We start from the raw sequence: 14661 nt of genomic DNA on the forward strand, positions 1-14661 counted from the left end.
TGTCAATGGTGGAGTGCGCCCGCGTCGACAACCTGTCGCGGAAACCCGCCGACCGCAGACAGGACGCCGATATCCCCTCCGGGCCGCCGCTGCCTACCCTCGGGCGCATGACCCCTCAGCCAGATCCCGAGGTCGGCGCCGCCGTGAAGGCCGCGGACCGTGCGCATGTGTTCCACTCCTGGTCCGCACAGGAGCTCATCGACCCGCTCGCCGTCGCCGGTGCGGAGGGGTCGTACTTCTGGGACTACGACGGCAAGCGGTACCTCGACTTCACCAGCGGGCTCGTCTACACCAACATCGGCTACCAGCACCCCAAGGTCGTCGCCGCGATCCAGGATCAGGCCGCGCGGATGACGACCTTCGCGCCGGCGTTCGCGGTCGAGGCCCGCTCGGAGGCGGCGCGGCTGATCGCCGAGCGGACGCCGGGCGACCTCGACAAGATCTTCTTCACCAACGGCGGCGCCGACGCCGTGGAGCACGCCGTACGGATGGCCCGGCTGCACACCGGCCGCCCGAAGGTGCTCTCCGCCTACCGCTCGTACCACGGCGGCACCCAGCAGGCCGTGAACATCACCGGTGACCCGCGCCGCTGGGCCTCCGACGGCGCCGCGGCCGGTGTCGTGCACTTCTGGGCACCCTTCCTCTACCGCTCCCGCTTCTACGCCGAGACCGAGGAGCAGGAGTGCGCGCGGGCGCTGGAGCACCTGGAGACGACGATCGCCTTCGAGGGTCCGTCGACCATCGCCGCGATCATCCTGGAGACGATCCCGGGAACGGCCGGAATCATGATCCCGCCGCCCGGTTATCTCGCCGGTGTCCGCGAGCTCTGCGACAAGTACGGGATCGTCTTCGTCCTGGACGAGGTCATGGCCGGGTTCGGACGCACCGGTGAATGGTTCGCCGCGGACCTCTTCGATGTGACGCCGGACCTGATGACCTTCGCCAAGGGCGTGAACTCCGGATATGTGCCGCTGGGCGGCGTCGCCATCTCCGGGGCGATCGCGGAGACGTTCGCCAAGCGGCCCTACCCGGGTGGTCTGACGTACTCGGGCCACCCGCTCGCCTGTGCCGCCGCCGTCGCGACGATCCAGGTCATGGCCGAGGAGGGCGTCGTCGAGAACGCCGCGCGGCTGGGTGCCGATGTGGTCGGCCCCGCGCTGCGGGAACTCGCCGAGCGGCATCCGTCCGTCGGTGAGGTGCGCGGCGTCGGCATGTTCTGGGCCCTCGAACTGGTGCGGAACCGGGAGACCCGGGAGCCGCTGGTGCCCTACAACGCGGCCGGCGCGGCGAACGCCCCCATGGCGGCGTTCGGCTCCGCCGCGAAGGCCGCGGGGCTGTGGCCGTTCATGAACATGAACCGCACGCATGTCGTCCCGCCTTGCAATGTCAGCGAGGCGGAGCTGAAGGAGGGTTTGGCGGCACTGGACACAGCCCTGTCTGTGGCGGACGAGTACACCAGCTAGCCCGTCCGGCGTTCTGCCGTCGCAGAAACGTCCCCCGCAGCCCGAACGCGTAAGGTGGCGTGCTCGTAGACATATACGTGCACGCCACCTCATCGCGACGACGGGAGACGCCCCGACCATGCCCGGAACCGGCGGCAACGGCTCCGTCACGCGAAGCACCCTGCGCCAGCAGATCGCGGACGCGCTGCGGGACGAGGTACTGGCGGGGCGCCTCCAGGCAGGCCGCGAATTCACCGTCAAGGAGATCGCCGAACAGTACGGCGTCTCCGCGACCCCCGTGCGCGAAGCGCTCGTCGATCTCTCCGCACAGGGCCTGCTGGAGGCCGACCAGCACCGCGGTTTCCGGGTCCACGAGTACTCCGTGGCGGACTACCGCGGCATCGTCGAGGCCCGCAGCCTGGTCACCAACGGCATGTTCCACGTCCTGGCCACCGACCGCTCCAGCCACCGCGACCCCGACAACCCGCGTGTCGCCGCCGCCGTCGCCGGGGTACGCCGCCGCGCCGAGGAGGCCGAGCGCGCCGCCACCGCCGGCGACCTCACCGTCCTCATCGGCTACGACCTGCGCTTCTGGCGCGAGCTCGGCGCCCTCTTCGGCAACCCCTACCTGGCCGACTTCCTGCACCGGCTGCGCGTGCAGTCCTGGGTCTGCGCGGTCCAGCATCTGCGCCGCCTGCCCGATCTGCGCGGCCATCTGTGGGCCCGGCACACCGATCTGGTGGACGCTCTGATGCGCCGCGACCTGCCCACCGCCCGCCAGATCATCGCCGCCAACGACACGGAATCAGTCGCTCTGATCGAGCGACTGGCGGCCGAGTGACCCAAGAGCGGGAGCCGACGAGAACCGCTGTCCGACCCGAGGCTCCCGACCTCTCCGTCGTCGTCCCCGCCTACAACGAACGGCACCGTCTCACCCCCACCCTCGACGCCCTCACCGACTACCTCTCGGCCGACGAACCCCGCTGGGGCTCCTGGGAGATCGTCGTCGCCGACGACGGTTCCACCGACGGCACCGGCGACCTGGTCACCGCCCGCGAGGACCCCCGTCTGCACCTGGTCACCGGCGAGGGCAACCGCGGCAAGGGCCACGCGCTGCGCCTCGGTGTCGCCGCCTCCCGCGGGCGCCGGGTGCTGGTCACCGACGCCGATCTCGCGACGCCGATCGAGGAACTGGAGCGGCTCGACAAGGCGCTCGGCGAGGGCAACTGCGCGGCGATCGGCTCCCGTTCGGCCCCCGGCGCGACGATCGGCGCCCGCCAGCACCGGCTGCGTGAACTGCTGGGCCGCGCGGGCAACGTCGTCATACGCCGTACCGCCCTGCCCGGCATCCGCGACACCCAGTGCGGTTTCAAGCTCTTCGACGGCGACCGCGCCCGCGAGGCGTACGCCGCCTCCCGCGTCAACGGCTGGGGCATAGACGTGGAGGTGCTGCGGCATCTGCGCCGCGCCGGTCTGTCCGTCGCCGAGGTCCCCGTCCGCTGGTCCCACCGGCCCGGCTCGAAGGTCGGCCCCCTCGACTACGCCCGCGTCCTGACCGAGATCACCCGCATCGCCGCCCGCTCCCTGCGCCCCGCCGACGTCTTCGCACCCTTCCTCTTCCTGCTGATGTCGGTGGCCCTGTACTCCGGCCGCTTCTTCGCCCCCGCCCAGCGCTATCTCCCCGACTCGTTGCGCGACCAGAACCAGTGGGAGTGGTTCTTCGCGGTCACGGCCGACAATGTGGCCCACTTCCGCAACCCCCTCTTCACCGACCTCCAGGGCTTCCCCGACGGCGTGAACCTCATGGCCAACACGGTGATGCCGGGCCTGTCCGTCCCGCTGGCCCCCCTCACCCTGGCCGCCGGCCCCGCGGTCACCCTCAGCCTGGTCATGACGCTGGGCCTCGCCGCCACCGCCGCCGCCTGGTACCGGCTGATCGTCAAGTACGTGGTCCGCGGCCGGATCGCGGCCTTCCTGGGCGCCGGTCTGGCCGCGTTCGCCCCGCCGATGATCAGCCACGCCCACGCGCACCCGAACTTCGTGGTGCTGTTCATGATCCCGCTGATCATCGACCGCGCCCTGCGTCTGTGCGCGGGCAACCGACCGGTACGGGACGGGGTGGTCCTCGGCGTGATGGCGGCGTACCAGGTCCTCCTCGGCGAGGAGGCGTTGCTGCTGGCGGCCCTGGGCATGCTGCTGTTCGCCGCCGCCTACGCCGTCGTACGCCGGGACGCGGCACGGAATGCCTGGCGGCCGCTGCTCCGCGGCATCCTCATCGGCGCCGCCGTCTGCCTCCCCCTCATCGTCTATCCCCTCGTCTGGCAGTTCGCCGGACCGCAGAGCTACACGGACATCGAGCACAACCCCCGTTCCTTCAACAGCCCTCTCGCCCTGCTCGCCTTCGCCGAACGCTCCTGGCTCGCGGGCGACGCCGAGACCGCGAAGGCCCTGGCCTTCAACACCACCGAACAGAACGCCTTCTACGGCTGGCCGCTGGTCCTGCTGGCCTTCGCGATCGTCGTACGGCTGTGGGAGCGGCCCCTGGTCAGGGCGCTGGCGTTCACCGCGGTGGCCGCGGCCTTCCTGTCCCTGGGCCGGGAGTTCCGCATCCCGCTCACCGGCGTCATCCTCCCCGGCCCCTGGGAACTCCTCGCCGACAAGCCGCTGTTCGAGGCGGTCATAGAGAGCCGGGTGGCGATGATCTGCGCGCCCGCGCTGGGCATGCTGCTGGCCGTCGCCGTGGACCGGCTGCTCGTCACCCGCCACCCGGCCACCCGGTGGGTCGGCCTGCTGGGCGTCGCCCTCGCCCTGCTCCCCCTGATCCCGGCCCCGCTCAGAGCCGTCGACCGCGCCGAGGTGCCGCCCTTCATCGCGGACGGGACCTGGGCCTCGTACGTCCGCGAGGGCGAGTCACTCGTGCCGGTGCCGCTGCCCGACCCCTCCGATGCGGAGGCGCTGCACTGGCAGACCGAGGCCGGTCTCGGCTTCCGGCTGCCGGGCGGCTACTTCAACGGCCCCTACGGCGACGAACGCGTCGGCATCTACGGCGCCGAGCCCCGCTTCACCTCCAACCTGCTGCGTGACGTCCGCAACACGGGCGACATCCCGCCCGTCGAGGACTCCTGGCGGGAGCAGGCACGGGTGGACCTCGCGTACTGGAAGGCCGGCGTACTGGTGCTGGCCCCGCAGCCGAACGACTCCGCCCTGCGTGCGACCGTGGAGAAGCTGGTGGGCGGGCCCGGTAAGTGGGTCGGCGGAGTATGGGTATGGGACCTGCACGAGGGGACCCGTCCTCGCGCGACACCGATTACCCTGCCCTGACGATGTGCTACGCCGAACTGTGCGAGGAGCCCTCTTTTGGCCTGTGACCTGTGGCTGGTACCGCTTGTCGACGTGTTGTGCCACACCCCCGACAACCCCTTCGCCGAGGAACTCGCGCAATACAACAAGGTGCTCGCCGAGGCCGGGCTGCCGCCGGTGCCGGTGTACCAGTACATGCCGGGCCTGTCCGGCGATGTCGCCCCGGTCGCCGGGTTCGACTACGACGCGCTGCACTTCCTGCGCCGCGCCTATCTGCTCCAGGTCTGCGGGCTCGCCGTCACCCCGGTCGACGAGCTGGGCGGCGACTACGAGCAGCTCCTGGAGATGTTCGAGTCGACGGCCAAGCAGTCGCACCTGGTCTGGCACTACGACCACGCGGGCGCCTACGTCCCGGTCGACTTCCCCGGCCCGCTCTCGAGCGACGAGCTCCTCGCCGGCGGCGGCCCCCTGGGTTCCTCCCAGGCCCTCCTGCGCGAGCTGGAGTTCGTGGCCCCGGTGATCGGCATCGACCCGGCCAACCCCCCGGCCGCGCCCCAGGCGCCGCTCGCTCCCACGGAGTTGGAGGAACCGGCCGTCCCCGCGCCCTACGACCCGAGCCCCTTCGCCCGTGAACGGCATGTCTGGCTGGGCCTGCACGCGGCGGCGACCCGGAGTCTGGCGCAGGGCTCGATGATCGTCTTCAGCTGACCTACTTGAGCTGGGACAGTCCCTTTTGCAGGTCGTCGGCGTTCATCACCGGCGTGTAGTCCACCTCCGCGCCGAACCTCTCGAAGAGCGGCTCGGTGAGCGGCGGCATCTGGGCGGAGTCCTGCATGTCGAAGACCAGCAACATCGTGCGGACCCCGCCGACGGCCGTGAAGTAGGAGGCTTCCGGCTTGAAGGCCCCGATGATCTCCTGCATCACCTGGGGCATCTTGCCGCTGCGGATGACGTCGTTGGTCTTGTCGGTGTCGAGATGGGCCTGGAGCAGTACGCGCATGACGTTCACCTTCTTCTGATCGCCCCCTGCGATCTCACGCTAGGGTCGCCGCGCGTACGTCGCCCGCTCACTACTCCATCAGGGCGGACGGGCACGGGGAGGGCACCCTGCGGGCGCCCTCCCCCTCAGGTCACCGCTGGCGCGGCAGCCTGATCGTCCGTACGAGGGGCATGTCCGCGTACAGGTCGGGTTCGACGGTCAGTACATGGCGCCCGTCCGGCCAGTCCGGCGTCGGCCGGGACAGGTGGATCGCGTGGCCGAGCCGCCACTCCACCCCGTCACGCAAGAGCGCGCCCACGGTGGACGCCCCGGGGAAGTCCAGCTCGACGATCTCGACGGCGGGCAGGACCCCCACGTGCTCGGCGAGCCCCTTGCGCATGCCGTCGGCAGCGGCCAGGCACAGCGCCGGAACGTAGACGTGCCTAGTGGCCGCGTGCTCGTCGTTCGCGACGAATTGGGAGGCCAGCGAGTTCCCCGAGCCGAGCGCCAGCAGGGCCGACTCGTCGAAGACGACGCCGGTCGACCCGGCCCTCGCCGCGCTCAAAGGCTGTCCACGGGCCGGCCGGCCTCAAGGTCCTGCCAGACCTTCTCCACCCTGTCGTGATCCTCGTCCGTGAGCGTCACACCGAAGTGCGTCTCGCAGTACGCCTTGGTCTCCTCGTACCGCTTCCGCAGCTCCTCCTGCGTCGGTGTGGCCCCCGCCAGCTCGGCGATCAGGTCACGCATGGTCATCCCGCGTTCGCGGGCGAGCACCATGAGGCGGTCACGGACAGCGGGGTCGACCTTGACGGTGGTGTCAGCCATCACCCCAGTATACCTTCGGTATACCGTCTCGGGTCGTTCGAGTAATGCGGTCATCGAGTTCCTTTCGATTGAGCCGACCCGGCCCGCGGATGCGAGACCGGGAGTCTTCCTGGACCTACGCGGGGGCGGCCCACCTCTTCAGCAGCCCACGGAACAGCCCGCCACCCGACCGTCGGCAGTCGACCTCAACGGCCGTGACCGGCACGGGAGTCGATCGCTCGGGACACCCGCTCACCAGGCACGCCTCGATATGCGCGGCCGCCGAGACCACTGGCCCCGGCCAGTCATAGGCCAACGCCGCCCGCACCCGCGGAGCGCTGACGCCCCGCTCCCACCACCGCTCCACCAGCGGCGCGAGCCGCAGCGCCTCGGCGGCGGCGAGAGTGAGCCGGGGGTCGATGCGCCCGAGCGAGAGCAGCAGGTGCGCGGCACGCACGGTCATCCTGCTCGGCGCCTCGGAACTCGGGACTTTTTCGGTTTCACCCGTTCGTGGCTCGACTTCGTACGGGGCGTCGAACACCTCGTAAACGACGCGGAGTTGCCCCTTCGCAGCGCCCTCACCGCCCTCGCCCACCACCCGCCGCAGATACCGAAGTTCCTCCAGCTCACGCAGTGCGGCGACGATCCCCGACCGCCGCTCGACGCTCGGCGCGGCAAGTGCGCGCAGGGTGACGCGGGCGTGGTTCGGGAGGGCCAGGAGGTACGTCAGTACGCTAACCGCGCGCCAAGAGATGCTCCGGTCGCGGAGTAGGGCGGCAGAGAAGCCTGAAAAGACGCGCGCACGCGTCGTACGATGAGTACGCATTGGGAGGGTGAAGCTCCTGGTGTCGAGCCCCCGGGTGTTGGCGCACCGCGGGGGCATTTCGTTGCTGCCGTGACTCTAAGGCCACGCAGAGCGACGATTGCAAGTCGAAACCGCCTTTTCCCAGGCGGAAGTTCGCGTTCTTCATCCCTGCGAGTGAAGGGCGGTGCACAGCAGACGCGTGTGCACGAGGCGGTCGGGGGCCGTGGGCCGGTAGCGCCAACTCAACGGCCAGGTCAGGTCGTTCAGCGCGGGCACCGGGATGTACGAGACATGACCCGGACCTGCGACGAAGCGGGTGACTCCGGCGGGCCACGCGCGGTGGGACGTACTGCCGACGGGCACGAGGAAGTAGACCCCGCGCCGGCCCGTCGCCGTCTCGACGATCGGACCCGGATCACCGCCGGTCATCCGCGCGAGCCAGTCGGCGATGTCCCGGCCCCGCTCGCCGTCGACTCTGATCGCGTCGAACCGGACGCCTGCCTTGCGGAGTTGAATGCCGGATTCCGGGAGCCAGGTCAGCTCACTTTGCGTATTCACGGGGCCAGTTTGCGGGTGCGAGGCTAGCGTGATCCATAACTCTGCGTTGCCGGTTGAACACGGTTGAGTAGTGGCGTTCGCGAGTTGTGACCGGTTGAGTTCGGTTGAGTTCAGTTGAGTTCGGAGGTGACCGCGATGGCGCGGGCGGAGAACAAGACGGAGGCAGGCGGTACGGCCCATCTGGTCGCCGCCCTGGCGAAGGCGTTGCGGGAGCAACACGGGCTGACTCAGCCGCAGTTGGGGGACAAACTCGGCTACACGGCAGCGGCGGTCAGCGCGATGGAGACGTGCGCGCAGCCCGCGAGCGACCAGATGCTGGTGAAGTTGGAGAAGGAGATCGGAGGTGGGCTGGGGGTCTTCGAGAAGGCGCGCAAGTGGATGCTGCTGGAGAAGTACCCGGCTCGGTTCCGGGGGTTTTCGGAGCTGGAGGCAGGGGCGCTCACGCTGTGCTCGTACCAGACACTGATCGTCGATGGCCTGTTCCAGACAGAGGACTACGCGCGGGCGCTGATCGGTGGAAGCTATCCGCCCGTGTCCGAGCAGAAGCGGGAGGAACTGGTCGAGGCGCGGCTGGCTCGCCGAGCACTCTTCGACCGGGAGCCGACCCCGCTGATCGAGCTGATCCTCGAAGAAAGCGTGCTGCGGCGGCCGTTCGGCAGCTGGGAGATCCTGCGCGGCCAGCTGCGTTCCCTCGCAGAGGACGCCCAGCGAGACAATGTCTTTGTGCAGGTACTGCCCCTGGAGCGTGGGCTGCGCGGAACGTATGCAGGCGATCGCGGCGCCATGAAGCTCGTGGAGGCGGCGGACCACCAGCACGTCGTCTACATGGAAATCGAGGACCAGGGCATTCTGGTCAGCGACCCGGCGGAGGTATCCCAACTCGCGCACCGCTATGCGAGGATCCGTGCACAGGCCCTCAGTTCCGACGAATCACTGGCCTTCATCGAGCGGTTGGCAGGAGAGGAACGATGACCGGCACCGGAAGCCTTCGCTGGTTCAAGTCGAGCTACAGCGATGGAGGCGGCGGCGACTGCGTCGAAGTCGCCTACGCCTGGCGCAAGTCGTCGTACAGCGACAGCAGCGGCGGCGCCTGCCTCGAAGTCGCCCCCTGCCCCCACGCCTCCGCCACCATCCACATCCGCGACTCCAAAAACCCCGACGGCCCAAACCTCACCGTCTCCGGCAAAGCTTGGGCCGCCTTCATAGCTCCCGGCTTCGGGGCTGAGGGCTAGAGGAACGAGTTGATCTCGATCGTCTCGTCCCGGCCCGGACCCACGCCGATCGCGGAGATCGGCGCGCCGGACATCTCCTCCAGCGCCTTGACGTAGTTCTGGGCGTTCTTCGGCAGGTCCGAGAAGGACTTGGCCGACGTGATGTCCTCGGACCAGCCCGGCAGGGTCTCGTAGACCGGCTTCGCGTGGTGGAAGTCGGACTGCGAGTACGGGAGTTCCTCGACCCGCTTGCCGTCGATCTCGTACGCCACGCAGACCGGGATCTGCTCCCAGCCGGTGAGGACGTCGAGCTTGGTGAGGAAGAAGTCGGTGAGGCCGTTGACGCGGGTCGCGTAGCGGGCGATCACCGCGTCGAACCAGCCGCAGCGACGGTCACGGCCGGTGGTGACGCCGCGCTCGCCGCCGATGCGGCGCAGTGCCTCGCCGTCCTCGTCGAAGAGTTCGGTGGGGAACGGGCCGGCGCCGACTCGGGTCGTGTACGCCTTGAGGATGCCGATGACGCGGCTGATCTTCGTGGGGCCCACGCCCGCGCCCGTGCAGGCGCCACCCGCGGTCGGGTTGCTGGACGTCACGAAGGGGTACGTGCCGTGGTCGATGTCGAGGAGCGTGCCCTGGCCTCCCTCGAAGAGGACCACCTTGTCGTCCTCGAGCGCCTGGTTGAGGACCAGGACGGTGTCGGCGACGTACGGCTCGATCTTCGCGGCGTAGCCCAGCAGCTCCTCGACGACCTGCTCGACGGCGATCGCGCGCCGGTTGTAGAGCTTGGTGAGGACCTGGTTCTTGACGTCGAGGGCCGCCTCGACCTTCTGCGTCAGGATCGACTCGTCGTAGAGGTCCTGGACGCGGATGCCGACGCGGTTGATCTTGTCGGCGTAGGTCGGGCCGATGCCGCGCCCGGTGGTGCCGATCTTCCGCTTGCCGAGGAAGCGTTCCGTCACCTTGTCCACCGTCACGTTGTACGGCGTGATGATGTGCGCGTTTCCACTGATCAGGAGCTTGGACGTGTCAACGCCACGCTCGTTCAGACCGCTCAGCTCGGAGAGCAGGACCGACGGGTCGACGACGACGCCGTTGCCGATGACCGGGGTGCACCCCGGCGAGAGGATGCCGGAGGGGAGAAGGTGAAGGGCATACTTCTGGTCGCCGACGACGACCGTGTGGCCGGCGTTGTTGCCGCCCTGATAGCGGACCACGTAGTCGACGGATCCGCCGAGCAGGTCGGTGGCCTTCCCTTTACCCTCGTCACCCCACTGAGCACCGAGCAGCACAAGTGCGGGCACGCGCGTACACCCCTTCCGGGCGGGGCATGTCCAAGGTCAGGGGCGCACGCGTAGTGTTCCGCCGCGTGCACCACCACCGGACGCGACCGTCATTGGCCGCGAACCGTCGGACCGGATGGCCCCGGAATAGACGAAGCCCCTGGCGCAATAGCGCAAGGGGCTCTTGCACAAAGATGCTACCCGAGGAAGCGAGGCATGGCCGAGGTGGCGACTTTCGCGATGTCCGATCAGCTGCTGGTGGTGATCGATCCGATCGCCCGGAGGACGGACGGCGAGTCCGTCAGGATCGCGAAAGACGTGCTCAGCGCGGGTGCGGTGACGAAAGTGTGCCTGCCGGAGGGGCCGGACGAATTCGCCAGGGCGCTGGCCCGGCGCGGGGCGCGCCGACCGGTGGTGGTCGGCGACGACGGGGCGCTGACGCGGGCGGTGGCGCTGCTGCACCGGCAGCGGCAGCTGGCCGAATGCGCCCTGTCGGTGGTGCCGGTCGGCGGTGCGCTGTCGCTGGCCGGATCCCTGGGGGTGCCGACGGGGGCTGTCGCGGCGGCGCGGGCGGTCCTGGACGGCGTGGAGCGACGGCTGGATCTGCTCGTGGACGACAGCGACGGCGTGGTGCTGGGCGGGCTGCGGATCCCTCCGATACGGGACCCGGCCGCGCCGGACGGGGCCACCGCGGTGGGCCCTGGTACCGCGCGGCCGTGGCTGCGGACGTACCACTCGCTCGTACGGACGCTGGTACCGCCGCGGAGCGCGTCCCCGGCCGCCTCTCCCGGACCGTCGCGGCTGCGCGTCGAGGTCGACGGGGCGACGCTGGTGGATCTCGACCAGCCGGTGGAGGGGGTGTCGGTGACGCCGGGGATCGCGGGCGTGGCCGAGGTGGAGGTACGGCCGGCCTCGGTGGGCGCGGAGGCGTCCGCGCTGCGCGCCGAGGGCCGCACGGTGACCGTGTCGGGCGCGCATTTCCGCTACCGCGCGGACACGGCCGTCTCCGGACCGGTGCGCAGGCGGACCTGGACGGTGCGGGAAGGCGCGCTGCGGCTGGTGCTGCCGGGCCGGTGAGGGCCTAGGGAGTGCCGTGTCCCGTGCCGAAGGTCCGGTCACGGTGCTCGCGCCAGCGTTCCATCAGCTGGGCGATCTCGCCCTCCAGATACTCGAAGAAGGCGAGTGTCTCGGCGATGCGCCGGCCGCCGGGGGTCGCCGGGCCGAGGCTGTCGACGCCCTCGCGCAGGGTCTGGCCCCAGCGCCTGAGGATGGCGTCGCGGTTGGTCAGCGCCTCGTACCACTGGTCGCTGTGCACGCGGTAGCGTTCGCGCCGCGAGCCCGGTTCGCGCTCGCGGGAGACCATGTGGACCTGCGCGAGATAGCGCACCGCGCCGGAGATCGCGGCGGGGCTGACCTGGAGCTGTTCGCCGAGCTCGGCGGAGCTCATGGTGCCGGAGTCGGACGCGAGCAGCGCGGCGAAGACGCGCGCCGCCATGCGCTGCATCCCGGCCTCGACGAGCTGCGCGGCGAAGGCCTCCACGAACTTCGACACCGCCTCGGGGTCCCGCCCCGCCTCACTCGGTTCCATCATCCGTAGATCATCTCCCCTGCGTCCGCCCTGCTCGCGCGCCGCCCCCGAGTCTATCCGCGGTTTATACGTTTCCTTAACTTCACAAATTTCTGAAAGAAGCGTACGTTCTGAAGCATGACGAAGGCAATCACCGTCTCCGGACTGCACAAGTCGTTCGGCAGGACGCACGCACTGGACGGCCTCGACCTGGAGGTCGAGACGGGCGAGGTCCATGGCTTCCTCGGCCCCAACGGCGCCGGCAAGTCCACCACCATCCGTGTCCTGCTCGGCCTGCTGCGGGCCGACTCCGGCGGCGCCCAGGTACTCGGCCGCGACCCCTGGACGGACGCGGTGGAGGTGCACCGCCGGATCGCCTACGTGCCGGGGGACGTGACGCTGTGGCGGAACCTGTCGGGCGGTGAGGTCATCGATCTCTACGGCCGCCTCCGCGGCGGGTTGGATGCCCGGCGCCGCGCCGACCTGATCGAACGCTTCGAGCTGGACCCGACGAAGAAGGGCCGCACGTACTCGAAGGGCAACCGCCAGAAGGTCGCCCTCGTCGCCGCCTTCGCCTCGGACGTCGACCTGCTGATCCTCGACGAGCCGACCTCGGGCCTGGACCCGCTCATGGAGGAGGTCTTCCAGCGCTGTGTGGAGGAGGAGCGGGACAGGGGCCGCACCATCCTGCTTTCGTCGCACATCCTCAGCGAGGTGGAGGAGCTCTGCGACCGGGTCAGCATCATCCGCAAGGGCCGTACGGTCGAGAGCGGGTCGCTGGCCGACCTGCGCCACCTGACGCGCACGAGCGTCACCGCCGAACTGGCGGGCCCGCCCAACGGACTGTCCCACCTCCCCGGCGTCCACGACCTCGACGTACAGGGACAGCGCGTCCGCCTCCAGGTCGACACCGACAAGCTCGACGCCGTACTGCGCTCGCTCAGCGAGTCCGGCGTACGGTCGCTCACCTCGACGCCGCCCACGCTGGAGGAGCTGTTCCTGCGGCACTACCAGGCGGACATGGCGGAGGTGACCAAGTGACCGCGACGGCTTTGAAGGTACGGCCGGCGGGAACCCGCCAGCTCGCCGGCACCGGCACCCTCCTGCGCTTCGCCCTGCGCCGGGACCGCGTGATGATCCCGGTCTGGGTCGGCGTGAACGCACTGATGATCCTCTCCATGCCGAACACGCTGGAGAACCTGTACGCCACCCCCGCCGAACGCGCGGACCTCATCCAGAACACCGCGACCAACGCCTCCTTCCGCGCACTGATCGGCCCGGTCTTCGACGACTCGATCGGCGCGCTGACGGCGTGGCGCGTCGGCGTGTACGCGGGCGCGCTCGCGGCCGTGGTCAGCATCCTCCTGGTCGTACGGCACACCCGGGACGAGGAGGAGAGCGGCCGTCAGGAGCTCGTGGCCTCCGGGATGGTGGGCCGCAGGGCCTCGCTCACGGCCGCGCTGCTGACGGCGGCGGTGGCGAACGGCGTACTGGCGTTGCTGGTGACCGCCGGCCTGGCGGGCCAGGGTGCCACCGGGGCACTGGCCTTCGGTCTCGGCCTCGCCGGGGTCGGCATGGTCTTCGCCACGCTGGCGGCGATCGTCGGCCAGTTCACGGAGAGCGCGAGGCTGGCGCGGGGGCTGACGGCCGGGCTGCTGGGCGCGGCGTTCGTCCTGCGCGCGGCGGGCGACTCGGCGTCGGACGACGGCTCGTCGGCACTGACGTGGGTGTCACCGCTGGGCTGGCTGGAGAACCTGCGGCCGTTCGCGGCGGAGCGGTGGTGGGTACTGCTGCTGTTCGCGGGGGCGGCTTTGGCGCAGGGCGTGGTGGCGTACGAACTCGCCGGCCGTCGGGACGTGGGGATGAGCTTCCTGCCCGCCCGTCCGGGCCCGGCGCTCGGCCGCCTCGGCACCGCGGGCGCGCTGGCCTGGCGGTTGCAGCGCGGCAGCGTCTTCGGCTGGTCGATCGGCTTCTTCCTCGCCGGGGTCGTCTACGGCGGTCTGACGGAGGGCGCGGCCGACCTGGTCGGCGACAACGACAACGCCCGCGAGATCTTCGAGCGCATGGGCGGCCAGTCGGGCCTGACGGACGCCTTCCTGGCGTCGATGGTCGGCATGCTGGGCCTGATCGCCGCGCTGTATGTGGTGGCGTCGGTGCTGCGTCTGCACGGCGAGGAAACGTCGATGCGGGCGGAGCCGATCCTGGCGAACGCGGTGGGCCGGCTGCGCTGGGCCGCGGGCCATCTCGTGATCGCCTTCGCCGGCTCCGCCCTGATCATGCTCCTGGCCGGCCTGGGCTTCGCCGTCGGCTACGGCAAGGAGATCGGCCCGATCCTGGGCGCCTGCCTGGTCCAGCTCCCGGCGGTGTGGGTCGTGGGCGGCCTGGCGGTCCTGCTCTACGGCGTGCTCCCGCGAGCGGCGATGGCGGCGTGGGGCGTCGCCGGGGCGGTCCTGCTGATCGGCTGGGTGGGCCCGGCACTGGACGTGCCGCAGGCCGTGCTGGACCTGTCCCCGTTCGGACATCTGCCGAAGCTGCCGGGCGGCGGGATGGAGTGGGGGCCGGTGCTGACCCTGCTGGCGCTGGCGGCGGGACTGGTCGCCGCCGGGCTCGCGGGGTTGCGGCGTCGGGACATGACGACCTGACCCATCGGGAGCCGACATCGAGGGCCGCTCCCCGGCACAGAACCGGGGAGGGGCCCGGCGCGTCCCTGTGGTC

Annotated in this window: 16 protein-coding genes; 9 read left to right on the plus strand and 7 right to left on the minus strand. The window is 70.3% G+C overall.

What is annotated here, in order from left to right; all coding sequences use genetic code 11:
* Positions 1-107: 107 nt before the first annotated feature.
* From ACFPQ9_RS11380 to ACFPQ9_RS11395, 4 genes are all read left to right on the plus strand, one after another.
* Positions 108-1463: an aspartate aminotransferase family protein gene (locus ACFPQ9_RS11380; protein ID WP_380850715.1), complete on the plus strand. Its 1356-nt coding sequence runs from the start codon at positions 108-110 to the stop codon at positions 1461-1463.
* Positions 1464-1581: 118 nt separating this feature from the next.
* On the plus strand, positions 1582-2283 hold the full coding sequence (locus ACFPQ9_RS11385; RefSeq protein ID WP_380850718.1) for a GntR family transcriptional regulator: 702 nt from the start codon (positions 1582-1584) through the stop codon (positions 2281-2283).
* Positions 2280-4763, plus strand: a complete 2484-nt coding sequence (locus tag ACFPQ9_RS11390; RefSeq protein WP_380850721.1) for a dolichyl-phosphate beta-glucosyltransferase — start codon at positions 2280-2282, stop codon at positions 4761-4763. Before ACFPQ9_RS11385 ends, ACFPQ9_RS11390 begins: the two co-directional genes overlap by 4 nt.
* A gap of 36 nt (positions 4764-4799) precedes the next feature.
* Complete coding sequence (locus ACFPQ9_RS11395) at positions 4800-5450, plus strand: phospholipase D-like domain-containing protein (protein WP_380850724.1); 651 nt, start codon at positions 4800-4802, stop codon at positions 5448-5450.
* 1 nt (position 5451) lies between these two features.
* Here ACFPQ9_RS11395 and ACFPQ9_RS11400 read toward each other — a convergent pair whose 3' ends face one another.
* From ACFPQ9_RS11400 to ACFPQ9_RS11420, 5 genes are all read right to left on the minus strand, one after another.
* A complete protein-coding gene (locus tag ACFPQ9_RS11400; RefSeq protein ID WP_380850727.1) occupies positions 5452-5742 on the minus strand; it encodes a hypothetical protein in 291 nt (96 codons plus the stop codon).
* A gap of 130 nt (positions 5743-5872) precedes the next feature.
* On the minus strand, positions 5873-6286 hold the full coding sequence (locus tag ACFPQ9_RS11405) for a PIN domain-containing protein (protein WP_380850730.1): 414 nt from the start codon (positions 6284-6286) through the stop codon (positions 5873-5875).
* Positions 6283-6546 carry a hypothetical protein gene (locus tag ACFPQ9_RS11410; RefSeq protein ID WP_232108223.1) on the minus strand — a complete coding sequence of 88 codons (264 nt, stop codon included), beginning with the start codon at positions 6544-6546 and terminating at the stop codon, positions 6283-6285. Before ACFPQ9_RS11410 ends, ACFPQ9_RS11405 begins: the two co-directional genes overlap by 4 nt.
* 115 nt (positions 6547-6661) lie before the next feature.
* Entirely contained in the window at positions 6662-6988 is a 327-nt protein-coding gene (locus tag ACFPQ9_RS11415) for a hypothetical protein (protein ID WP_380850733.1), read from the minus strand.
* 504 nt (positions 6989-7492) lie between these two features.
* Entirely contained in the window at positions 7493-7888 is a 396-nt protein-coding gene (locus ACFPQ9_RS11420; RefSeq protein ID WP_380850736.1) for a hypothetical protein, read from the minus strand.
* 135 nt (positions 7889-8023) lie between these two features.
* Here ACFPQ9_RS11420 and ACFPQ9_RS11425 point away from each other — a divergent pair, with 135 nt between their 5' ends.
* A complete protein-coding gene (locus ACFPQ9_RS11425) occupies positions 8024-8860 on the plus strand; it encodes a helix-turn-helix domain-containing protein (RefSeq protein ID WP_380851035.1) in 837 nt (278 codons plus the stop codon).
* Positions 8857-9120, plus strand: coding sequence for a DUF397 domain-containing protein (locus tag ACFPQ9_RS11430; RefSeq protein ID WP_380850739.1), 264 nt, complete (start codon positions 8857-8859; stop codon positions 9118-9120). Before ACFPQ9_RS11425 ends, ACFPQ9_RS11430 begins: the two co-directional genes overlap by 4 nt.
* Here ACFPQ9_RS11430 and ACFPQ9_RS11435 read toward each other — a convergent pair.
* A complete protein-coding gene (locus tag ACFPQ9_RS11435) occupies positions 9117-10400 on the minus strand; it encodes an adenylosuccinate synthase (RefSeq protein ID WP_380850742.1) in 1284 nt (427 codons plus the stop codon). The genes ACFPQ9_RS11430 and ACFPQ9_RS11435 overlap by 4 nt on opposite strands.
* Before the next feature lie 195 nt (positions 10401-10595).
* On the opposite strand from ACFPQ9_RS11435, the gene ACFPQ9_RS11440 reads away from it, so the two are divergent.
* The gene (locus ACFPQ9_RS11440; RefSeq protein ID WP_380850745.1) at positions 10596-11456 is read left to right on the plus strand and encodes a diacylglycerol kinase family protein; all 861 of its coding nucleotides are present in this window, start codon (positions 10596-10598) and stop codon (positions 11454-11456) included.
* A 4-nt stretch (positions 11457-11460) separates the two neighbouring features.
* Here the strand turns inward: ACFPQ9_RS11440 and ACFPQ9_RS11445 are convergent, their stop codons facing one another.
* Entirely contained in the window at positions 11461-11970 is a 510-nt protein-coding gene (locus ACFPQ9_RS11445) for a GbsR/MarR family transcriptional regulator (RefSeq protein ID WP_380850748.1), read from the minus strand.
* Positions 11971-12084: 114 nt separating this feature from the next.
* Here ACFPQ9_RS11445 and ACFPQ9_RS11450 point away from each other — a divergent pair, with 114 nt between their 5' ends.
* The gene (locus tag ACFPQ9_RS11450) at positions 12085-12987 is read left to right on the plus strand and encodes an ABC transporter ATP-binding protein (RefSeq protein WP_380850751.1); all 903 of its coding nucleotides are present in this window, start codon (positions 12085-12087) and stop codon (positions 12985-12987) included.
* Positions 12984-14588 carry an ABC transporter permease gene (locus ACFPQ9_RS11455; RefSeq protein WP_380850754.1) on the plus strand — a complete coding sequence of 535 codons (1605 nt, stop codon included), beginning with the start codon at positions 12984-12986 and terminating at the stop codon, positions 14586-14588. Before ACFPQ9_RS11450 ends, ACFPQ9_RS11455 begins: the two co-directional genes overlap by 4 nt.
* The last annotated feature ends 73 nt before the right edge of the window (positions 14589-14661 follow it).

This window comes from Streptomyces coerulescens, from assembly GCF_042657965.1.
GTDB lineage: Bacteria > Actinomycetota > Actinomycetes > Streptomycetales > Streptomycetaceae > Streptomyces > Streptomyces coerulescens.

Excerpts from the sequence above, each read along its gene's own strand:
- ACFPQ9_RS11430 (WP_380850739.1), top strand. The coding sequence starts at position 8,857 with ATGACCGGCACCGGAAGCCTTCGCTGGTTCAAGTCGAGCTACAGCGAT.
- ACFPQ9_RS11400 (WP_380850727.1), bottom strand. The coding sequence starts at position 5,742 with ATGCGCGTACTGCTCCAGGCCCATCTCGACACCGACAAGACCAACGAC.
- ACFPQ9_RS11380 (WP_380850715.1), top strand. The coding sequence starts at position 108 with ATGACCCCTCAGCCAGATCCCGAGGTCGGCGCCGCCGTGAAGGCCGCG.
- ACFPQ9_RS11385 (WP_380850718.1), top strand. The coding sequence starts at position 1,582 with ATGCCCGGAACCGGCGGCAACGGCTCCGTCACGCGAAGCACCCTGCGC.
- ACFPQ9_RS11415 (WP_380850733.1), bottom strand. The coding sequence starts at position 6,988 with ATGACCGTGCGTGCCGCGCACCTGCTGCTCTCGCTCGGGCGCATCGAC.
- ACFPQ9_RS11425 (WP_380851035.1), top strand. The coding sequence starts at position 8,024 with ATGGCGCGGGCGGAGAACAAGACGGAGGCAGGCGGTACGGCCCATCTG.
- ACFPQ9_RS11440 (WP_380850745.1), top strand. The coding sequence starts at position 10,596 with ATGGCCGAGGTGGCGACTTTCGCGATGTCCGATCAGCTGCTGGTGGTG.
- ACFPQ9_RS11450 (WP_380850751.1), top strand. The coding sequence starts at position 12,085 with ATGACGAAGGCAATCACCGTCTCCGGACTGCACAAGTCGTTCGGCAGG.
- ACFPQ9_RS11410 (WP_232108223.1), bottom strand. The coding sequence starts at position 6,546 with ATGGCTGACACCACCGTCAAGGTCGACCCCGCTGTCCGTGACCGCCTC.
- ACFPQ9_RS11445 (WP_380850748.1), bottom strand. The coding sequence starts at position 11,970 with ATGATGGAACCGAGTGAGGCGGGGCGGGACCCCGAGGCGGTGTCGAAG.